General features: G+C 62.8%; 14 protein-coding genes. 6 read left to right on the top strand and 8 right to left on the bottom strand.

What is annotated here, in order from left to right:
• Positions 1–120: 120 nt before the first annotated feature.
• On the bottom strand, positions 121–807 hold the full coding sequence (locus DEIDE_RS09565) for a Bax inhibitor-1/YccA family protein (protein WP_012693756.1): 687 nt from the start codon (positions 805–807) through the stop codon (positions 121–123).
• Between the two features lie 266 nt (positions 808–1073).
• On the opposite strand from DEIDE_RS09565, the gene DEIDE_RS09560 reads away from it, so the two are divergent.
• The 3 genes from DEIDE_RS09560 to DEIDE_RS09550 all read left to right on the top strand — a co-directional run bounded on the left by DEIDE_RS09560 (position 1074) and on the right by DEIDE_RS09550 (position 3771).
• Positions 1074–1730 carry an HAD family hydrolase gene (locus DEIDE_RS09560; protein ID WP_012693755.1) on the top strand — a complete coding sequence of 219 codons (657 nt, stop codon included), beginning with the start codon at positions 1074–1076 and terminating at the stop codon, positions 1728–1730.
• 154 nt (positions 1731–1884) lie between these two features.
• Complete coding sequence (locus DEIDE_RS09555; protein ID WP_012693754.1) at positions 1885–2802, top strand: aldo/keto reductase; 918 nt, start codon at positions 1885–1887, stop codon at positions 2800–2802.
• A 57-nt stretch (positions 2803–2859) separates the two neighbouring features.
• Positions 2860–3771 (top strand): DUF72 domain-containing protein, encoded by a 912-nt coding sequence (locus DEIDE_RS09550; protein ID WP_012693753.1) that lies wholly within the window; start codon positions 2860–2862, stop codon positions 3769–3771.
• Between the two features lie 210 nt (positions 3772–3981).
• On the opposite strand, the gene treY is transcribed toward DEIDE_RS09550, so the two are convergent.
• From treY to DEIDE_RS09530, 4 genes are all read right to left on the bottom strand, one after another.
• Positions 3982–6846: a malto-oligosyltrehalose synthase gene (treY, locus tag DEIDE_RS09545; protein ID WP_012693752.1), complete on the bottom strand. Its 2865-nt coding sequence runs from the start codon at positions 6844–6846 to the stop codon at positions 3982–3984.
• Positions 6847–7099: 253 nt separating this feature from the next.
• The gene (gene glgX, locus DEIDE_RS09540; RefSeq protein ID WP_012693751.1) at positions 7100–9232 is read right to left on the bottom strand and encodes a glycogen debranching protein GlgX; all 2133 of its coding nucleotides are present in this window, start codon (positions 9230–9232) and stop codon (positions 7100–7102) included.
• Positions 9233–9442: 210 nt separating this feature from the next.
• Positions 9443–10306, bottom strand: a complete 864-nt coding sequence (locus DEIDE_RS09535; protein WP_012693750.1) for a hypothetical protein — start codon at positions 10304–10306, stop codon at positions 9443–9445.
• A 95-nt stretch (positions 10307–10401) separates the two neighbouring features.
• Positions 10402–11376: an ABC transporter substrate-binding protein gene (locus tag DEIDE_RS09530; protein WP_012693749.1), complete on the bottom strand. Its 975-nt coding sequence runs from the start codon at positions 11374–11376 to the stop codon at positions 10402–10404.
• A gap of 182 nt (positions 11377–11558) precedes the next feature.
• Between DEIDE_RS09530 and DEIDE_RS09525 the strand changes: the two genes are divergently transcribed.
• From DEIDE_RS09525 to tmk, 3 genes are all read left to right on the top strand, one after another.
• Positions 11559–12032 (top strand): hypothetical protein, encoded by a 474-nt coding sequence (locus tag DEIDE_RS09525; protein WP_012693748.1) that lies wholly within the window; start codon positions 11559–11561, stop codon positions 12030–12032.
• 114 nt (positions 12033–12146) lie between these two features.
• Positions 12147–12947, top strand: a complete 801-nt coding sequence (locus DEIDE_RS09520; RefSeq protein WP_162485437.1) for a Nif3-like dinuclear metal center hexameric protein — start codon at positions 12147–12149, stop codon at positions 12945–12947.
• Entirely contained in the window at positions 12944–13600 is a 657-nt protein-coding gene (gene tmk / locus DEIDE_RS09515; protein WP_012693746.1) for a dTMP kinase, read from the top strand. The genes DEIDE_RS09520 and tmk overlap by 4 nt, the downstream gene beginning before the upstream one ends.
• A 12-nt stretch (positions 13601–13612) precedes the next feature.
• Here the strand turns inward: tmk and DEIDE_RS09510 are convergent, their stop codons facing one another.
• From DEIDE_RS09510 to DEIDE_RS09500, 3 genes are all read right to left on the bottom strand, one after another.
• Positions 13613–14470: a glutaminyl-peptide cyclotransferase gene (locus DEIDE_RS09510; protein ID WP_012693745.1), complete on the bottom strand. Its 858-nt coding sequence runs from the start codon at positions 14468–14470 to the stop codon at positions 13613–13615.
• A 59-nt stretch (positions 14471–14529) separates the two neighbouring features.
• On the bottom strand, positions 14530–15672 hold the full coding sequence (gene queG / locus DEIDE_RS09505) for a tRNA epoxyqueuosine(34) reductase QueG (RefSeq protein WP_041227202.1): 1143 nt from the start codon (positions 15670–15672) through the stop codon (positions 14530–14532).
• Positions 15673–15783: 111 nt separating this feature from the next.
• On the bottom strand, positions 15784–17109 hold the full coding sequence (locus tag DEIDE_RS09500) for a hypothetical protein (protein WP_041227201.1): 1326 nt from the start codon (positions 17107–17109) through the stop codon (positions 15784–15786).
• Positions 17110–17245 lie beyond the last annotated feature (136 nt).

Below are 17245 nucleotides of genomic sequence, written 5' to 3'. Positions count from 1 at the left end.
CGGCACCCGTTTGGCATAGCCCTAAGCTGCGCGACGGAAACCGTCAACAGGCAACAAGAAACCCGGACTGTTGAGTCCGGGTTCTGACTTGTTGTGAAGTGAACGGAGGGGTGACGCCGCTCAGTCGCGGCTGCCACCGAACAGACGCAGGATAAACAGGAACATGTTGATAAAGTCCAGGTACAGGGCCAGGGCGCCATTAATGGCTGCGCGCTCGGCCTGCTCGCCGGTCACGCCGCTCAGCGCCAGGTTGCGCAGCATCTGGGTGTCATAGGCGGTCAGCCCAGCGAACACCAGCACGCCGACGATGCTGATGCCCAGGGTCAGGGCGCTGCTGGCCACGAACAGGTTGACGATCATGGCCACAATCAGGCCCAGCACCGCGAACATGAAAAAGCGGCCCATGGCGCTGAGGTCCTTCTTGATCACGAAACCGGCCACGCTCATCAGCCCGAAAGTACCGGCAGTGGTGGCAAAGGCAGTGATGACGGCGGTGGGCGAATAGGCAAACAGCAGGGCGCTGAAGGTCAGGCCGGTCAGGGCGGCGTAGCCGATGAACAACATGCCAGCCACTGCACTCGACAGGCGCTGGGCAAACATGCTCAGCACAAAGACCAGCGCCAGCTGCGCCAGGATAAGTGGCAGTCTGAGGGCCATGACCTGCATGGCGAGGGTTTCATTCTGAGCGGTCAGGTAGGCGACACCGGCGGTCAGGGCCAGACCGGCTGCCATCCAGGAGTAGGTGCGGGCCATGAACGTGCGGACCAGGTCCGCCGTTCCGCTTCTGACAGAAGGATAAGTCTGCATACACCACAGAATACGTCTCTCAAGCTGCCCGGGTTCCCGATAACGTCACAGACCCCGCAGCAACAGAAGCCAGATGAAGAACCCACGAACACACCGCCGCATGACTCTGGCCTCAGCACTGTTGCCGCCGGTGCAGAACCCATCTCTGCCCCACCTCACAGCTGACGCCGCGGCGTTGACCCGGAGGTCCAGTGGGTCACGCAGCATGAAGTGCTGTTCAGCTCCGCTCTTACGTGGCGGCTCCAGCAAGCGCGTAGGTTGCCGAAATGGGGGATCAGTACCGAGGCGTGATCTTTGATATCGACGGCACTCTGGTGGACAGCAATGATGCTCATGCCCGTGCCTGGGTGCGCGCCTTTGCCGATGCAGGGTTTGAAGTGTCTTTTGGGCAGGTGCGGCCTCTGATCGGCATGGGTGGAGACCAGCTGGTACCCCGCCTGACCGGAATCGGGAAGGGCCATCCTACCTACGAGCAGCTCAGCGAAGGATGGAAGCGTCACTTCCAGCACGACGAGCTGGCACAGGTACAGCCGCAGCCCGGCGCCCGGGCCCTGCTGCAAGCTCTGCAGGAACGCGGTCTGAAACTTATAGCCGGTACCTCGGCGGACGAGGCGCTGGTAGACGGCCTCCTGGACATCGCCCAGGTCCGGGATCTGCTCACCAGGCGCACCACAGCCTCTGACGTGGAGGCCTCCAAACCCGAACCCGACATCGTGCAGGCAGCGGTCGGCAAGCTCGGCCTGAAGCCTGTGGAAGTGCTGATGGTAGGAGATACACCCTTCGACATAGAGAGCGCGCGGAAGGCGGGAGTCGACGCGGTGGCCCTGCGCTGCGGCGGGGACGACCGTTTTGAGGGAGCTGTGGCCGTGTATGACAGTCCACAGGACTGGCTTGACCGTCTTGCTGATTCCCCACTTGCCTGATGCGGGAACAGGGTCCGTGCGCGGGACTTCTTCAGAGCCGGAGAGCGCCGCTCAGTTATCGTGAACGTAAGCCAAGGAGTGAGCTGAGGTAAAAGCAGGACCTGAATGAGGTCACTGCGGCATGATGTCTGAGCAATCCAAGGAGGACTTTCCTATGAGGACCATAAAACTCGGTACCAGCCAGCTTGACGTGCCTGTCGTTGCGGTGGGCTGTATGCGCATCAATTCTCTAGACAAGGCGGAAGCCGAGCGGTTTATCCAGACGGCCCTCGACGAAGGCGCGAACTTTTTTGATCACGCTGACATCTATGGCCGTGGAGCGTGCGAGGAGATCTTTGCCGATGCCATCCAGATGGACAGTGCAGTCAGGGAGAAGATCATCCTGCAGTCCAAATGCGGCATCCGGCAGGGCATGTTCGACTTTTCCAAGGAGCACATCCTCGCGTCGGTCGACGGCATCCTTCAGCGCCTGAAAACCGATTACCTCGACATTCTGCTGCTGCACCGCCCCGACACGCTGGTGGAACCCGAAGAGGTGGCCGAAGCCTTCGACCAGCTTCAGAGCTCAGGAAAAGTCCGGCATTTTGGAGTCTCGAATCAGCATCCACGCCAGATCGATCTGCTGAAAAAGTATGTGCAGCAGCCTATTGTGGCCAATCAGCTGCAACTCAGCATCACCAACGCCACCATGATCACCAGTGGCTTCAACGTGAACATGGAAAACGACGCTGCCGTCAACCGCGACGGTGGCGTCCTGGAGTACTGCCGCCTGCACGACATCACCATTCAGCCCTGGTCACCGTTTCAGTACGGCTTTTTCGATGGTGTCTTCCTGGGCAGCGACAAGTTCCCGGAGCTGAACGCAAAAATAGACGAAGTGGCGCACACCTACGGCGTCAGCAACACGACCATCGCGATTGCCTGGCTGCTGCGGCACCCGGCCCGCATGCAGCCGGTGATCGGCACCATGAACATTGACCGCCTGAAGGACTGCTGCAGGGCCAGCGAAGTTCATCTGACGCGTGAAGAGTGGTACGCGATCTACCGCGCGGCGGGCAATGTGCTTCCCTGACCCGCGCAGGGTGCCCTGCACAAGGATCAGTTCGGGGCCAGCAGCCGAGGGCAAGTGATGAGCTTGCCGGCTCAGCCCGGGCCCGGACGTGTCTATGTCGGCACCTCGGGCTGGACGTACCGGCATTGGCGCGGAACATACTATCCGCAGGGGCTGGTTCAGCGCCGCGAACTGGAATACCTCGCCGGACAGATGGCCAGCGTGGAAATCAACGGGTCCTTCTATTCCCTGCAAAGGCCCGAGACCTACGCCCGGTGGGCTTCGCAGGTGCCGCCCGGCTTCATCTTCGCGGTGAAGGGCGGACGGTTCGTCACCCACATGAAAAAGCTGCGGGACGTGCGGCAGCCGCTCTCGAACTTCTTTGCTTCAGGGGTGTTGCGGCTGGAAGACCGGCTGGGTCCGGTTCTGTGGCAGCTGCCAGAGCGGCTGCGTTTCGACGCTGCCCTGATCGAGGATTTCCTGGCGCTGCTTCCCCGTTCGACCACTGAGGCCGCCCGGCTGGCACAGGAACACAGTGCGCATCTGGAAGGCCGAGCCTGGATGGACGTTCAGCATGAGCTGCCGATCCGCTACGCCCTGGAGGTGCGTCATGACAGTTTCAGGACGCCTGAGCTGACCTCGTTGCTGCGGCGTGCCGGGGTTTCCCTGGTGGTGGCGGACGCAGCCGGACTGTTCCCCCTGATCGAGGAAGTCACGGCAGACTTTGTCTACGTGCGCCTGCACGGTTCAAGAGAGCTGTACCGGAGCGGGTACCAACCTGACGAAATCGACACCTGGGCACGGAGAATCCGCGCCTGGCAGGCGGGCACGGAGCCTCCTGACGCCCGGCGTCTGACAGAAGAGCCCGTGCCTCTGCGCCCCCGGGATGTGTATGTGTACTTCGACAACGATATCGGCACCCATGCGCCGTTCGATGCCCTGGCACTGATGAAGGTGCTTCAGGGGGACGGTGAACATGGTGACGGCTGACCTGGACCTGAATACTGTGGACCCCCTGCTCGCCTGGCGTCTAAGAGAAAGACAAGGCAGTTTTGGGGAGGTTACGGCAAAAAGGCGCGCCTGGAGTGGTAGAACACTTTGAATTTCTGAACTGTGCCGCCAGGGCGACAAAGAGAAAAAACAAGCCAGGCCGCTGGGGCATTGAGCCCCAGCGGCCTGACCACCAGATGGGTTTTGAGCCTACTCGCGGATCAGCAGGGCCAGGGGGAAGTCTTCGAGCACCTTGGCCACCGGAATCTTTTCGCCGCGAACCCGGAACTGCTGGCCGGTCAAAACATTGCGGTAGCTCCCGGATCTGGGGAGGGTCAACTGACGGTTCCCCCATAGTTCACCAAGGGCCCAGGGCTGTGCCTCACGGGTCAGGGTCAGGGTCAGGCGCGGAGCAACCGTCACAGCCACCTCGCCGTCCAGTTCACGGGCAAACGCCAGAAGGTACTTGCCTGCCTCCAGCGGACGGTAGCGGCCTTCCTGGAACAGCGTGCGGTGAGTGGCGCGGGCCTGGAGCGCTGCCCAGGTGACCAGCAGTTTCACCCGTCCGTCCTGATAGGAGCCCAGCAAATCCTGAGCCAGTTTCAGGCCGTCCTGGGCGTGCCGGGACTCCAGGCGGCTCAGGGTTCGCGTGCGCCAGCTGTAATCCACTGGCCGGCGGTTGTCCGGGTCCACCAGGGACTGGTTCCAGCCTTCCGAGCCCTGATAGGTGTCGGGCACTCCAGGCGCGCTCAGGCGGGCCAGAGTGGCACTCAGGCTGTTCTGTGCGCCGTAAGGACTGATGCGCTCATGCAGCTCGCGCAGGCTGCTCAGGAACGCCTCTTCGTCCAGCAGACCGCGCACCATATGGTCCAGAGCCGTCTCGTACTCGCTGTCCTGTGAGGCCCAGCTGGTGCGCAGTTTGGCCTCGCGGGCGGCCTTGATCATGTAGGCACTCAGGCGCTCGGCAAAGCCGTCCAGGTTTCCGTCCAGAGGATAGGCCCCCAGTGCGCTTTGCAGCAGCACATAGGTGTCCAGTGGGGTGGGGGCTCCTCCCAGGTCAGTCTGGGTTTCCAGAGCGCGGATCTGCCCGGACCATCGGCTCAGGTACGCCGACCACGTCTGAGACAGCTCCGAAAGCACACTGATGCGCGCGCGGGTATCTTCACCGCGTTTGGTGTCGTGGGTGCTGCCGGCCAGCATGGAGTGGGGCCAACGTTCTCCCCGTTCCCGTGCCGAGGCATGAAAAGCGCGCAGCGGCGTGCCGAACAGGGCCGGGTCACCGCCCACCTCATTGAGGGAAAGGAGCCGGGCGTAGCGGTAAAAGGCGGTATCCTCAGCACCCTTGGCAGTGACGGGGCCGGTCAGCTGCTGAAATTTAAGGGCAAAATCCGCGTAGGCGGCGCGCGTCTCGTCGTCTGGTGCGTCCAGAGTAAGGACCGCATGCAGATAGTCAAAAACGCTTGAATCAATGGCGTTGCCTTCACGGCGGCTGTGGGCCTTGGCGTCCCGGATGGCGTGCTCGATCTTGGCGTTGTCGCCGGGCTCGCGCTGTCCGTCGGCACGCACATAGGTGCGGTACACCGGGAACGAGGCAATAACCTCGCGTATTGCCACCCGCAGGGCACTGAGTGTGAAATCGCGTGCACGCAGGTCCGCTTCAGCCAGACGCTCGAGGTGCTCGGTCAGGACATTGACCTCGCCCGGAAGGCTGCTGCGCTGAATCAGGTGTTTGCCCCGGTACAGGTGGTCGCCGTACGAGTCGCGGTCTCCGGTAAATCGCCGGTAGATGGCGCTCAGATCCTCCTCGGCGGTGCCGTCCACGAACACGCCGCCCAGCTGGGCCAGGAAATCGTAGCCGGTGGTGCCGTGAATGGCCCAGGCTTCCGGCAGTTTCTCCCCAGGCTCCAGGATTTTCTCGGCTACCACGTACAGTGGCAGGGGCTGACTCTGGCCGTCCCAGTCCAGGCCCAGTGCCCTGGCAGCCCCCGCCTGCAGGGCCTGGAAGTACCCGGCCGGGTCGTACAGGCCGTCGGTGTGGTCAAGCCGCACACCGGTGATGACGCGGTCGCGGATCAGCTCGAACAGTTTGCTGTGCGCCCATTCGAAAACGCGCGGGTCTTCCATGCGGAGCGCGGCCAGATCATTGATGTCAAAAAACCGGCGGTAGTTGATTTCCTCGGACGCCACCCGCCAGTTGGCCAGGCGGTAATTCTGATCCTGGATCAGGCGGTCAAGCAGCGTCGGGTCGGCGTTAACCGCCTCGACCATGTCACCCAGCACGCGGCTGACTTCACGCGAACTGTTGGCCAGCGTTGCAAGGCGGCGGGTCATGACCTCCACCTCCTGAGCGCGGCCTAGACGGTCATCGTCAGTCAGGTCCCCGGCTGTGCTGCGCGGCAGGTTGGCCACACTGCGCGCAATACTGGCCAGTTCGCTGCGCTCCGCGTGCTGCCCCTTGTCCAACCGGGCCTCGACCCCCGAGAGCAGATCAGCGAGACTGCGCGGCGACATGGGAAACAGGCGTTCGTAGTACCGGATGAAGAATTTTCCGCCCTGGCGCTCCAGGCGAAGTTCGCCGCGCTCCAGCACCCGGCCGTACTGGTCACCCAGCACCGGCAGCAGCACCTTGCCTTCCAGCGCCCGCTTCAGCGGCTGCCAGGAAATATCGAAGAAGTGAGCGTAGCGGCTGGCCTGCCCGTGTTGCAGCACGTCTTCCCAGTAGGAGTTGTGGCCGTTTTGAATGCCCATGTGATTGGGGACGAAATCGACGATCAGCCCCAGGCCCAGGTCGCGGACCCGCTTTGCAAACCGGCGCAGCGCCGCCTCGCCGCCCAGCTCTGGATTGACCTCGGCGTGGTCGGTAACGTCGTAACCGTGCGTGCTGCCGGGCGTGCTGGTCCAGATGGGAGAGAGGTAGACGTCGGTGACGCCCAGGCGCGCCAGGTAGGGCAGGACCCTCTGCGCGGCCGCGAAGTCGAAGCCAGCGTGTAGCTGCAGGCGGTAGGTGGCATCCGGCAGGGCTTGCCCTTCAGGCGCCGCCTGCACTTTTACAGGTGCTTCCAGGGAGACAGTCATGGCTGCACCTCAGCGCGCCGTCCCGCACCTGGGGATGTGGCGCGCTCCTGGGGCAGAGCAATCAGACGATACAGAGAGGAAATCATGGCAGGCACTCCTTTGCCGGCGGGTCTGGCTCCCGGCTCTTGCTGATGCCGGACCCGGCAGATAGACATAAGACAGGGCGCGGGACCTGCGGAGGCAGCGCCCGGTGTTCTGAGGGTAACGGCCACCCGGAGGTGGCCCGTGAGGAGGCTTTAAAGAGAGGAAGGGATCAGCGGACGCAGCGGAACAGCTTGACGCTGCGGGCGCACAGGTTGGTTTCAGAGCCGGCCCGGACCAGCTCCTCGGCGTTGTCATCCGTGGTGTCGATCAGCAGTTCCCAGAAGCGGCAGCCGCCGTAGTCCGGCAGACGGAACGGCAGGTCCACGTGCGAGGAACTCAGGAGCAGAAGCAGATCGTCATCGTGCAGAGGATTGCCGGCCTCGTCCACATCATCCAAGCCGTCGCCGTCGAGAAACATGCCCATCGACTGCGTGTGTGGGTTGCTCCAGTCGTCGTCACTCATTTCCTGGCCGTCAAAGCGCAGCCACATAATGTCGCGCACACCCTCGCCGCGAATGGTGCGTCCGGTGAAGAACTTCCGGCGGTGCAGTGCGGGGTGCGCCTTGCGCAGGGAAATCAGGCGGCGGGTAAAGGCCAGCAGGTCCAGGTCAACATCGTTCCAGTTGTACCAGCTGATCTGATTGTCCTGACAGTAGGCATTGTTGTTGCCGCCCTGGGTGCGCCCGATCTCGTCACCGCCCAGGAGCATGGGCGTGCCCTGCCCCAGCAGCAGCGTGGCCAGGAAGTTACGTTGCTGCTGGCGGCGCAGGCGGTTGACCTCGGGGTCGTCGGTTTCGCCTTCCACACCACAGTTCCAGGTGATGTTGTGGTTATGACCGTCCGCGCCGCCCTCACCGTTGGCCTCGTTGTGCTTGTGCTCGTAAGTCACCGAGTCACGCAGGGTAAAGCCGTCGTGAGCGGTGACAAAGTTGATGCTGGCGTAGGGCTTGCGACCATCGTTCTGATACAGGTCCGATGAACCGGTCAGGCGGTAGCCGATCTCGCTGGCCAGGCCACCCTCGCCGCGCCAGAAGGCGCGCATATCGTCGCGGTAGATCCCGTTCCATTCGGCCCAGTTGACCGGAAAGTTGCCGACCTGATAGCCGCCTTCGCCCACATCCCAGGGTTCGGCGATCAGCTTGACCTGGCTGATGACCGGATCCTGGTGAATGATCGTGAAAAAGCCCGACAACTGATCGACCTCGTGCAGCCCGCGGGCCAGCGTCGAGGCCAGGTCGAAACGGAAGCCGTCCACATGCATCTCCGTGACCCAGTAGCGCAGCGAATCCATGATCAGCTGCAGGGTCTGCGGGTGGCGCACGTTGAGGCTGTTACCAGTGCCGGTGTAATCGAAGTAAAAGCGCGGGTTGTCGGCCACCAGCCGGTAATAGGTGGGGTTGTCGATGCCCTTGAACGACATGGTCGGGCCCATGTGGTTGCCCTCGGCCGTGTGGTTGTACACCACGTCCAGGATGACCTCGATCCCTGCGTCATGCAGGGCGCGCACCATGTTTTTGAACTCCGGAACGGCGCCAGCCGGGTCGCCGCGCCGCGCCGCGGCCGAGTAGCGCACATCCGGGGCAAAAAAGCTCAGCGTGGAGTAACCCCAGTAGTTGGTCAGGCCTTTGTCCAGCAGGAAGGGGTCATCCACATGCTGATGCACGGGCAGGAACTCGATGGCCGTGATTCCCAGTTCTTTCAGGTAACGCAGCACCGGTTCGGTGGCCACCCCGGCATAGGTGCCTCTCAGGGCCTCGGGGACGTCCGGGTGAGTCATCGTGAGGCCCTTGACGTGGGCTTCGTAGATCACCGACTGGTGAAAGGGAATATTCGGCTTCTGGTCGCCCACCCAGTTGAACATCGGGTCCACCACGATGCCCAGAGGCGCGCCACGCTGCTCGGTTTGTTGCATCACCGTGTCGTCGCTGCCCACCTCGTATCCGAATACCCCCTGGTCCAGGCGCTCGATGCCGTCCAGGGCCTTGGCGTAGGGGTCAAGCAGCACGACGTTCGGGTTGAAGCGCAGCCCCTTTTCCGGTGCGTACTCGCCGTGAACCCGGTAGCCGTAACGCTGCCCCGGCGCAAGCCCCGGCAGGTAGCCATGCCACACGAAGGCCGTGTGTTCCCGGAGAGGAATGCGCGTTTCCTGGTCCTGGTCGTCAAACAGACACAACTCGACACCGGTGGCATTTTCCGAATACAGCGCGAAGTTCGTGCCTTTACCGTCCCAGGTCGCTCCCAGCGGATAGGGGCTGCCTGGAAGGACACGGATGGTTGGGCGGGAAACTGGAAGGGTGGACATGCAGGAAACTCCTTGAGCAAGGTGCGCGGGACACCTGGGACTGGCAAATACCGTGAGACGGGAACTTCTGATTTTCGCGAAGTTCCCGTCTGTCTGTGGAAACGTTACCAGACACCCCCTGCTCCTTGAAACGAGCGCAGACACACTGCGCCTGAATCTCAGGGAATGCTCAAGCTTGTACTTTCCTTAGCTAAGGATGGTGCGGGCTTCTCAGAACCCCAGGCGGCCCCGGGGGCCACTGAGCTGCGCGAGCTTTTCCGGAGTCCACAGCTCGTAGGTGTACATCGGATACTGGCGCTTGAACCGGCCGACGCGGTCCCAGACTTCTCTGGATTCAAAGGGAACGACAAGCAGCAGGCGGATCACACTGTCCTCGGCGTCGTAGATGTAGAAGTCAAAGTGAAAGGTCTGCTCGCCGCCGCGATCGGTAAAGAGGGGGAAGCTGAACGGCCGGTAGCGCCAGGCCTTGTTCTTGTCCGTCAGGATGCGCGCCGCGACCCGTTTGAGGTTACTTTCGGGAAAGCTGATGCGTTCGCCGTCACGGTCTACAAAGACAGTGTCGGGTTCGGGGGCATCAAGCTGAACCCGCTTGAGTTCCGGCAGAGCCTTCCTGACCTTGGGAGGCCCCCGGCGGGTCTGACCGGCTGCCGCTGAGCGCCCACCCCCGGTGTCGCCGGTGCGTTCGTCTGGGGTGCGGCGTGAGGACGTGCCGGGTCTGGAGACGTCGGTCCGACTTCCCCGGGTGGCTCCTGCTTTCTGGGATCCCGAGCTGCTGCGGCTTGCGGCTGTGCCGCCAGAGGCAGTGCGCCCTGTTGTGCCGCTGCGTCCAGACTCCGTACGGCCCGTTCCCGTTCCTGTGCGGCTGCCTCCTGTACGTCCAGGCCCGCTGCGCTGAGCGCCGCTTCGGGCAGCCCCCGTGCGCTCGCTGCTGCGTTCACCAGCGGTACTCACCTCACTGCCGCGTGAAGTGCGTTCCCTGGCTGGGCGCACTGTGTCGCGGGTGCTGCCGCCCCGCCCCTGCGCGGTGTTCTTCTTCGGGCCGCGTCCCCGTGATCCTTTTTTAGGCCCTGTCATGTCAGGCAGTCTACCTGGGGTCCGGTACCTGGAAAGGAAGGCAACACGGCGGTGGCCCCCTGATAGCCAGGGAGCCGCCGGAAAGAAGACCTTATTTACTTGGCCAGGCCGCGGATGATGCTGAGGTTCACAAAGCGGTTGAGGTCAGGGATCTCCCGCGCGAAGCCGGCTTCCTTATTGAGCTGTGCGTACTCACCCAGGGTTTTGAGGTTGATGTCCCAGGTGACCCTGGTCCGGGCCAGCGCCTTGAACAGTTCGGCGCTGTTGGGGCGTTTGCCGGTAAAGCTGTAGATCTGCTCGGCAATAGCTTTCTGAGCCCCCGCGTTGCTCTTCTTGATGAAGTTGATGGCAGCGAGGTGCCCGCTCAGCAGGTCACGCACCGTGTCCGGGTTCTGACCGGCGAACCTGGTGTTCACGACCAGCACGGTGGTGGTGTAGTTGCCGCCCTCCCAGATAGCTTTTTCGTTGGCAATCAGGCGGGCCCCCTGAGTTTCCATGATGGCGCCCCAGGGCTCCTGCACCAGTGCGGCGTCGACCTGCTTGCCGGCAAAGGCAGCAGGCATGTTGGCGGGATCAATCGGCACGATAGTCACATTGCCCCCCTCGTCGGTGGCCCTCAGACCATTTTCGTGCAGCAGGTGACGCAGGCTGATGTCCTGCGTGGAACCGCGGGTCGGCACCGCGACCTTCTTGCCTGCCAGCCCCTTGACGTTCCGCACACCGCTGTCCTTACGCGCAACCAGAACGGCTCCAGCATTGGCCGCTCCGGCGTACACCTGAATAGGGACGCCGCGCATGAAGGCGTTCATGGCCGGCCCCGGCCCCACGTACGCCGCGTCGATGGCACCGGCAGCGAAGGCCTCATTGATCTGCGAGCCGTTGGCAAACTCCTTGACGACCAGCTTGACGCCGCCCAGCTCTTTCTGGATCAGACCGCGCTGCACGCCCACCAGACCCGCAGCGTGGGTCACGTTGGGGAAGATGCCCAGGCGCAGTTCTTTGGCCTGTTGAGCCTGAGCAGTACTGGCCATCAGGGCCAGAGTAGTAGCAGCAAGAAGACCGCGAATCATGCTCAGAGAATAGCGCACTTGTTGAGTAGTTTTGTCAACTAACAGACAACTTGAACTGCATAGAGCAGCAGAAGTGCTGGGGACAGGCTCAAAGCCCTGACAGCCCACAGGCTCAGGAGCCCTGCCGTAAAGGAAGAACCGTCACCGCATGTGCAGCAGGGCTGAGGCTAGTGTGAACGTCCATGCCAAAACTCATGCTGTTGCTGGCTTCCCTCCTGACAGGCTGCACGTTCGTTGCTCCTGCGCGCGACAACGCCCAGTGGACGACTACAGTGCATGACGTGCAGGTGACCTGGCGCTGGGTCACGCCGGGGGCACTGGTCCGCCGTCAGGGAGCGCCATTTGCCGGCTACACGATGACCGGCCCGCTTGCCAGAAAGTGTGTGGTGGACATTGATCCCACCCTCTCACGGGGGGATCTGGTGCGGGTGGCAGCCCACGAGTATGGGCACTGTGCCGCCGGCTGGTACCTGAAACTGGGGGCCAATACTGAAGGCCTGAGTGCCTACCACCAGCAGATCTGGGAAAGCTGGCCCGAGCGCTATGCCCAGGCTTATCTGGCAGCCTGCGGCAACAGCCTCAAGCCGCTGGGCTGGAAGGATATCGTCGAGTCCAAATGCACGCAGGCGCCCAATCCCCGCACTTTCAATCCATAGGCCCACGCAGCTCGGCCGCGTATATCGCATGCTGGCCGTGGGGCAACCAGGATTCAGCAGGGCCAGTCTGGCCCCTCAGCCAGCCTCCGGGGCCACGCGCCTAGAATGCCAGACATGACGCTGATCCCTGATGTCTCCTCACGCCCCCGTGGCGAGGTGAGCCGCGCAGAACTCGTACGCTGGCTCAACGACTTCCTGAACCTCGACACGTTTACCAAAGCCGACCGCAGCCTCAACGGTCTGCAGATCGAAGGCAGCGAGGTCATCCGCCGGGTGGCCGCCAGCGTGGACACCAGTGCCAAGACCCTCGAACATGCCGCCGACAGTGGAGCCGACCTGCTGCTGGTGCACCACGGTCTGTTCTGGGGCCAGCCGCTGGCCGTTACTGGACCTCATCGCCGCCGGCTGCGCAGCGCGCTGATGGCCGACCTGAACCTTTACGCGGCCCACCTTCCCCTGGACGCGCACCCGGAGATCGGAAACAACGCGATGATCGCGCGGGCCCTGAGCCTGGAAAACACGGTGCCGTTCGGTCAGTTCGCCGGGCACACCCTGGGTCTGGCGGGCGAACTGCCTTTCGAGCAGAGCCTGCAGGACTTTGCTGACCGGGTGCAGAAGCTCACCGGCGAGATCTGCCTGGTGCATGGCGGAGGCACGCCCACCGTGCGCCGCCTGGGCATCGTGAGCGGCAGCGGGGCCGACCGTGTGGCGGAGGCGGCCGCGATGGGCCTGGACACTCTGCTGACGGGCGAGCCTGAGCACAAGCATTTCCACGACGCTTTCGAATACGGAGTCAACGTCGTGTACGCCGGACACTACGAAACTGAAGTCTTCGGTGTGCGTGCTCTGGCTGCGCGCATTGAAGAGGAGTTCGGCCTGCCCTGGCAGTTCCTGCACCACCCCACCGGCCTGTGATAGGGAGCAGGCCTGAAGCCGGCGCGCCGTTCATCAGCTTCGAGGGCCCGGAAGGTGCCGGTAAGAGCACCCAGATTGCCCGCCTGGTGGCCCGTCTGGAGGAGCGGAGCGTGCCGCACACGGTGACCCGTGAACCCGGTGGTACACCGCTGGGCACCCGCGTGCGCGAGGTGCTGCTTGACCCGGACCTGAGCATTGACCCCCTGCCGGAATTCCTGCTGTACAGCGCCAGCCGGGCGCAACTGGTGACCCATGTCATCCGGCCGGCGCTAACACAGGGACACACTGTGATCTGCGACCGGTACTTCGATTCCAGCCTGGCGTATCAGGGTGCAGGCCGCGGGCTGCCGGTCAGGCTGCTGCGCGACCTCACCCGTGAGGCCACCGGGGGCCTGACTCCCGACCTGACGGTGCTGCTTGACCTGGACCCGGCCCTGGGACTTCAGCGTGTCGCCTCGCGCGGTCAGGCTGACCGGCTGGAGCGCGCGGACCTCGGCTTTCATCAGCGTGTGCGGCAGGGTTTCCTGGACCTGGCTGCAGCAGAGCCTGGCCGGTTCCTTGTGCTGGACGCTACCCGCAGCGTGGATGAACTGGCGAGGGAAATCTGGACAGCCGTGGAACGCTGGCTGCCCTGCACGTCCTCGTCACCTTAAGCTCCCGGCCTCTCAGTTGTTGGGAGCCGTCTCCGGGCGCGGCTGGGGATCAGGCTCGGCTTTCCTGGCCTTGAGACCAGGAACCCTGACCTCAAACATCACTGGCCAGCGTTTGCCGGTCAGCAGCAGGGTGCCGCGCTCCGGCACGAAGGCAATGCCGTTGGGTACATCATCGAAAGTCAGGGGCTGGCCGCGCTGCGCTGCCAGCGCACTGGCTTCCTGAGCCAGCGCCGTAACATCAATCCAGGCCGTGACCTTGCCTGTTTTCGGGTCAATTCTTGCAATGCGGCTGGTCAGCCACACATTGGCGTACACGCTGCCCTGGATATATTCCAGCTCGTTGAGGTTCTTGACTGGCTGTCCGTTCTCGTCGGTGACCTGTACCCGGCGCGTTATGGCAAAATTCTTGGGATTACGCCAGAACAGAGTGCTCGAGCCGTCGGACATGATCAGATGCCGGCCGTCGTTGGTCAGTCCCCAGCCCTCGCCGGTGTAACGCATACGTCCGACCTCCCGTAAGGTCCGGGCGTCCAGGGCAAAGGCCAGCCCATGTTGCCAGGTCAGGTGATAAGCCACGTCTCCCAGCTTGGTGACGCCTTCCCCAAACGCGGTACCGACGGGGGTGGGAGTCTGCTGAATGACCTTGCCGGTCGCAAGTTCCACACGGCGCACTCCGGAAGCGCCCACCTGACCGGTGCTTTCCAGCAGGATGCCCTGGCCCAGATACTGCAGGCCCTGGGTGAACGCGGCGCGGTCATGGGGATAGCGCGCCGTAATGCTGGGCTTGACCACCGCAGGGGTGTTCGGTTCGGCGCAGGAAAAGCCCGCCATAAGAAGGACTGGAAGCAGGAAGACCAGGGCAGGGCGCATGTGAGTCCTATGGTAGCGAGTGCCAGGTGAGGCCGGGTCCCTGAAAGTCCATTCAGGCTTCACAGATGTACGGCTGGGTGCTGAAGCTGACCGGGCCCGGGATCTGTTTCGCCCAGGGCGCGCTGAGCGGACACCCGAACCGCTTCATGCGGATCGGCCAGCAGCACCGAGGCGTGAGCGGTCTCATCCCACTGACCAAGCGCCCAGGCCGCGGCTTCCCGCACCTCCCAGGCCGGGTCCTCGCGGGCCAGCAGCAGCAGCGGCCAACCGCGCGGGTCACGGGTGTTCCCCAGCACCGTCAGGGCATTGCGGGCCATTCCCTTGCGGCGTGGACGCAGAAAAGCTGTGCCTGCGAACTGCCGCTCGAAGCTTCGCTCGCTGACACCAAAAAAGGCACTCAGGTCCGGGTGTGCCAGGTCTGCGTGTGGCTGCAGCAGCTTTGCCAGGGGTCCAGCCTTTGCGGACCATGGGCAGACTTCACTGCACACATCGCAGCCAAACAGCCAGTCGCCCACGCCGGTGCGGTGTTCGGGCGGCAGGGGCCCACGGTGTTCAATGGTCAGGTAGGACACGCACCGCCGCGCGTCGATGGCCCGGTCCGGACCAATAGCGGCGGTAGGACACGCCAGCACACAGCGCGTGCATCGTCCGCAGCGGTCCGGGTGTGCTTGTGCCTCGGCCTCAAAGGGCAGGTCGGTCAGCACTACGGCGAGGGTGACGAAGGCCCCCAGGCGGGTGCTGATATTCATGCCGGACTTGCCCCGCCAGCCCAGAAACGCTTCTGAAGCAAAGAGCCGTTCCATGACCGGTCCATGGTCCACGTATCCCTTGGCCCGCACCCCCAGCTTCGCCGCTTCCGCTTCCAGACGGGTCAGCACCGGCTGCAACTGATCGTGGTAATCGGGGGTCCAGGCATAGCGCGCCACGCGCCCTACCCGGATACCCCCCGCTGGCGCTGCCGGCTCCTCGAAGGCGTGAGACACACCCAGCACCAGCACACTTGCGGCGCCCGGAAGCCGGCTCGTAGGGTCCATGCGGGCAGGCAATTGGCGTTCCAGGTAGCTCATGCCCGCGTGCCGCCCCGCGTCCAGCCAGCCGGCATATTCCTGGGCTGCCGCAGCGGGCACCTGCGCCGGCGCCCAGCCCACTGCATCTGCACCCAGCGCAATGGCCAGGTCCGGCAGCAGTTCGTGGGCGTTCATGCGGGGCAGTATGGCGCGCCTCCGCAGGAGTTGGCTGCAACACAGACCACAAGCGAAGACAGGTCGCCATGGAGGCAACCTGTCCGGGATGCTGGAGCGGACGAAGCCGCCTTATTTCAGTTGGTACCGGTTCTGGCAGTCCCTCGTAAAGTCGATATACGCCGGGTCTGCTGTGATCCGTGCTCCTGTCAGTTTATTGCCATTGAAAAAGTAAGTCACGGAACATGAGAAGGACTGCGGAGACCGGGTCTGCCAGCTGTAGTGATGCCAGGCGCTGGCACTTACCATTTTCGCGACTGATTCCTTGATTCTGGAGTTGCTCAGCTGGTATTGGGGGATCACTGAATCAGGCCGGCCTACCTGCTGGTACACCTTCAGCTTGTCCCCTTTCAGGCTGCTGGTGGCAGCCTGGCGCCAGGCTGCGCGCAGCTGTGCCAACTCCTTATTTTCCATGTCGCGTGTATCTGCACCCCTGGCTTTGGCGTTTTGTGCCAGAGCGAAGGTCACATTGACCAACTCGTCAAATGACATGGTTTTACCTCCTACAGCCACCTGTTTCCTGATCTTCTTTTCCAGAAGTTTGCTCTGTTCACCCAGGTGTGAGGTATACGGGCTGTTCCCGACGGCATAGAAGCTGTCTCCGGCTTCCTTGAACTGCTTTTGCTTGAGTAGGGACTCGGCACGTGCGTATTCAGTGAGCATTTCCGTGTAAGCGTTGAGGACTCGATTGACAATAGACATCGTATCTTTGTCAGCCTCGGCAGCGGCTGTATCCCTGCGCTGCTGCGCGCCTCTAGCAAACCCTGCCATGCTGGTTTGTAGCGCCGCCTGCGAATCGGCAAGGACCCGGGCACCGGTGCCGATTGGGGTAGACCCCAGTTCAAGGCGCTGATTCCGGTAGGACGGGTAACGGGTAAGCAGCAGTTCAAGCTGAATAGTGGACGCCAGCATAGGCCACCCAAGGTGGCCCATGCTGACCTGCCGTGTCTGCTCGGCCAGTTTTTGCTTGCTGCCACCTTCAATGATCAGGTCGCTGATGCTGATGTCAGCCATATACCGTGCGGCGTTGCTCTCGTCAGCGAGATCAGTCGACGTTTCATGCCACCAGGTCTCGCAGTCCTCCTGAAGTTCCTGATAGGTACCATCGAAGTCCGACATCCCTGCATCAGCTTTGGCCAGTGTTGGGTGTACTTTCAGATATGCCTCCAGATAGATGGCACACACGTAGGCCTTGCTGGCTGTTTCAGCCTTGTTGTAGGACCGTCCAAGGCTTCTGGTGAGCAACCTCAGATCCTCATGAGCTCGTTCACGGGTCTGGACCTGAGCTGCTGCTTGGATGTACTGGTCATACAGCGGCGAGAGCTTCTGCGCCTGCGTACCGGTCGCCTGGGAACTCGCCACTGTAATGAGAAAAAGAGTGATGGTTGATCGTTTCATACTGTCCTCCGGCGCGAACTATAGGGGCGGACTACTGCAGAACGTGGCGGAATTGCCATTTCGTAGCAGGTGATGGTGTGCTACGTACAGACACATTGATTGAGCTCGGCTGGGTGCTGACAGAGGGACTTCCGGG

The organism is Deinococcus deserti VCD115 (assembly GCF_000020685.1).
Lineage (GTDB): Bacteria > Deinococcota > Deinococci > Deinococcales > Deinococcaceae > Deinococcus > Deinococcus deserti.
Note: the sequence above shows the minus strand (reverse complement) of the source record. Positions and strands in the feature narration are given on the sequence as shown.

Bases quoted from the DNA above. Each gene is read 5' to 3' on its own strand.
- DEIDE_RS09565 (WP_012693756.1), bottom strand. From the start codon at position 807: ATGCAGACTTATCCTTCTGTCAGAAGCGGAACGGCGGACCTGGTCCGC.
- DEIDE_RS09560 (WP_012693755.1), top strand. From the start codon at position 1,074: ATGGGGGATCAGTACCGAGGCGTGATCTTTGATATCGACGGCACTCTG.
- DEIDE_RS09555 (WP_012693754.1), top strand. From the start codon at position 1,885: ATGAGGACCATAAAACTCGGTACCAGCCAGCTTGACGTGCCTGTCGTT.
- DEIDE_RS09550 (WP_012693753.1), top strand. From the start codon at position 2,860: ATGAGCTTGCCGGCTCAGCCCGGGCCCGGACGTGTCTATGTCGGCACC.
- treY (WP_012693752.1), bottom strand. From the start codon at position 6,846: ATGACTGTCTCCCTGGAAGCACCTGTAAAAGTGCAGGCGGCGCCTGAA.
- glgX (WP_012693751.1), bottom strand. From the start codon at position 9,232: ATGTCCACCCTTCCAGTTTCCCGCCCAACCATCCGTGTCCTTCCAGGC.
- DEIDE_RS09535 (WP_012693750.1), bottom strand. From the start codon at position 10,306: ATGACAGGGCCTAAAAAAGGATCACGGGGACGCGGCCCGAAGAAGAAC.
- DEIDE_RS09530 (WP_012693749.1), bottom strand. From the start codon at position 11,376: ATGATTCGCGGTCTTCTTGCTGCTACTACTCTGGCCCTGATGGCCAGT.
- DEIDE_RS09525 (WP_012693748.1), top strand. From the start codon at position 11,559: ATGCCAAAACTCATGCTGTTGCTGGCTTCCCTCCTGACAGGCTGCACG.
- DEIDE_RS09520 (WP_162485437.1), top strand. From the start codon at position 12,147: ATGACGCTGATCCCTGATGTCTCCTCACGCCCCCGTGGCGAGGTGAGC.
- DEIDE_RS09510 (WP_012693745.1), bottom strand. From the start codon at position 14,470: ATGCGCCCTGCCCTGGTCTTCCTGCTTCCAGTCCTTCTTATGGCGGGC.
- queG (WP_041227202.1), bottom strand. From the start codon at position 15,672: ATGAACGCCCACGAACTGCTGCCGGACCTGGCCATTGCGCTGGGTGCA.
- DEIDE_RS09500 (WP_041227201.1), bottom strand. From the start codon at position 17,109: ATGAAACGATCAACCATCACTCTTTTTCTCATTACAGTGGCGAGTTCC.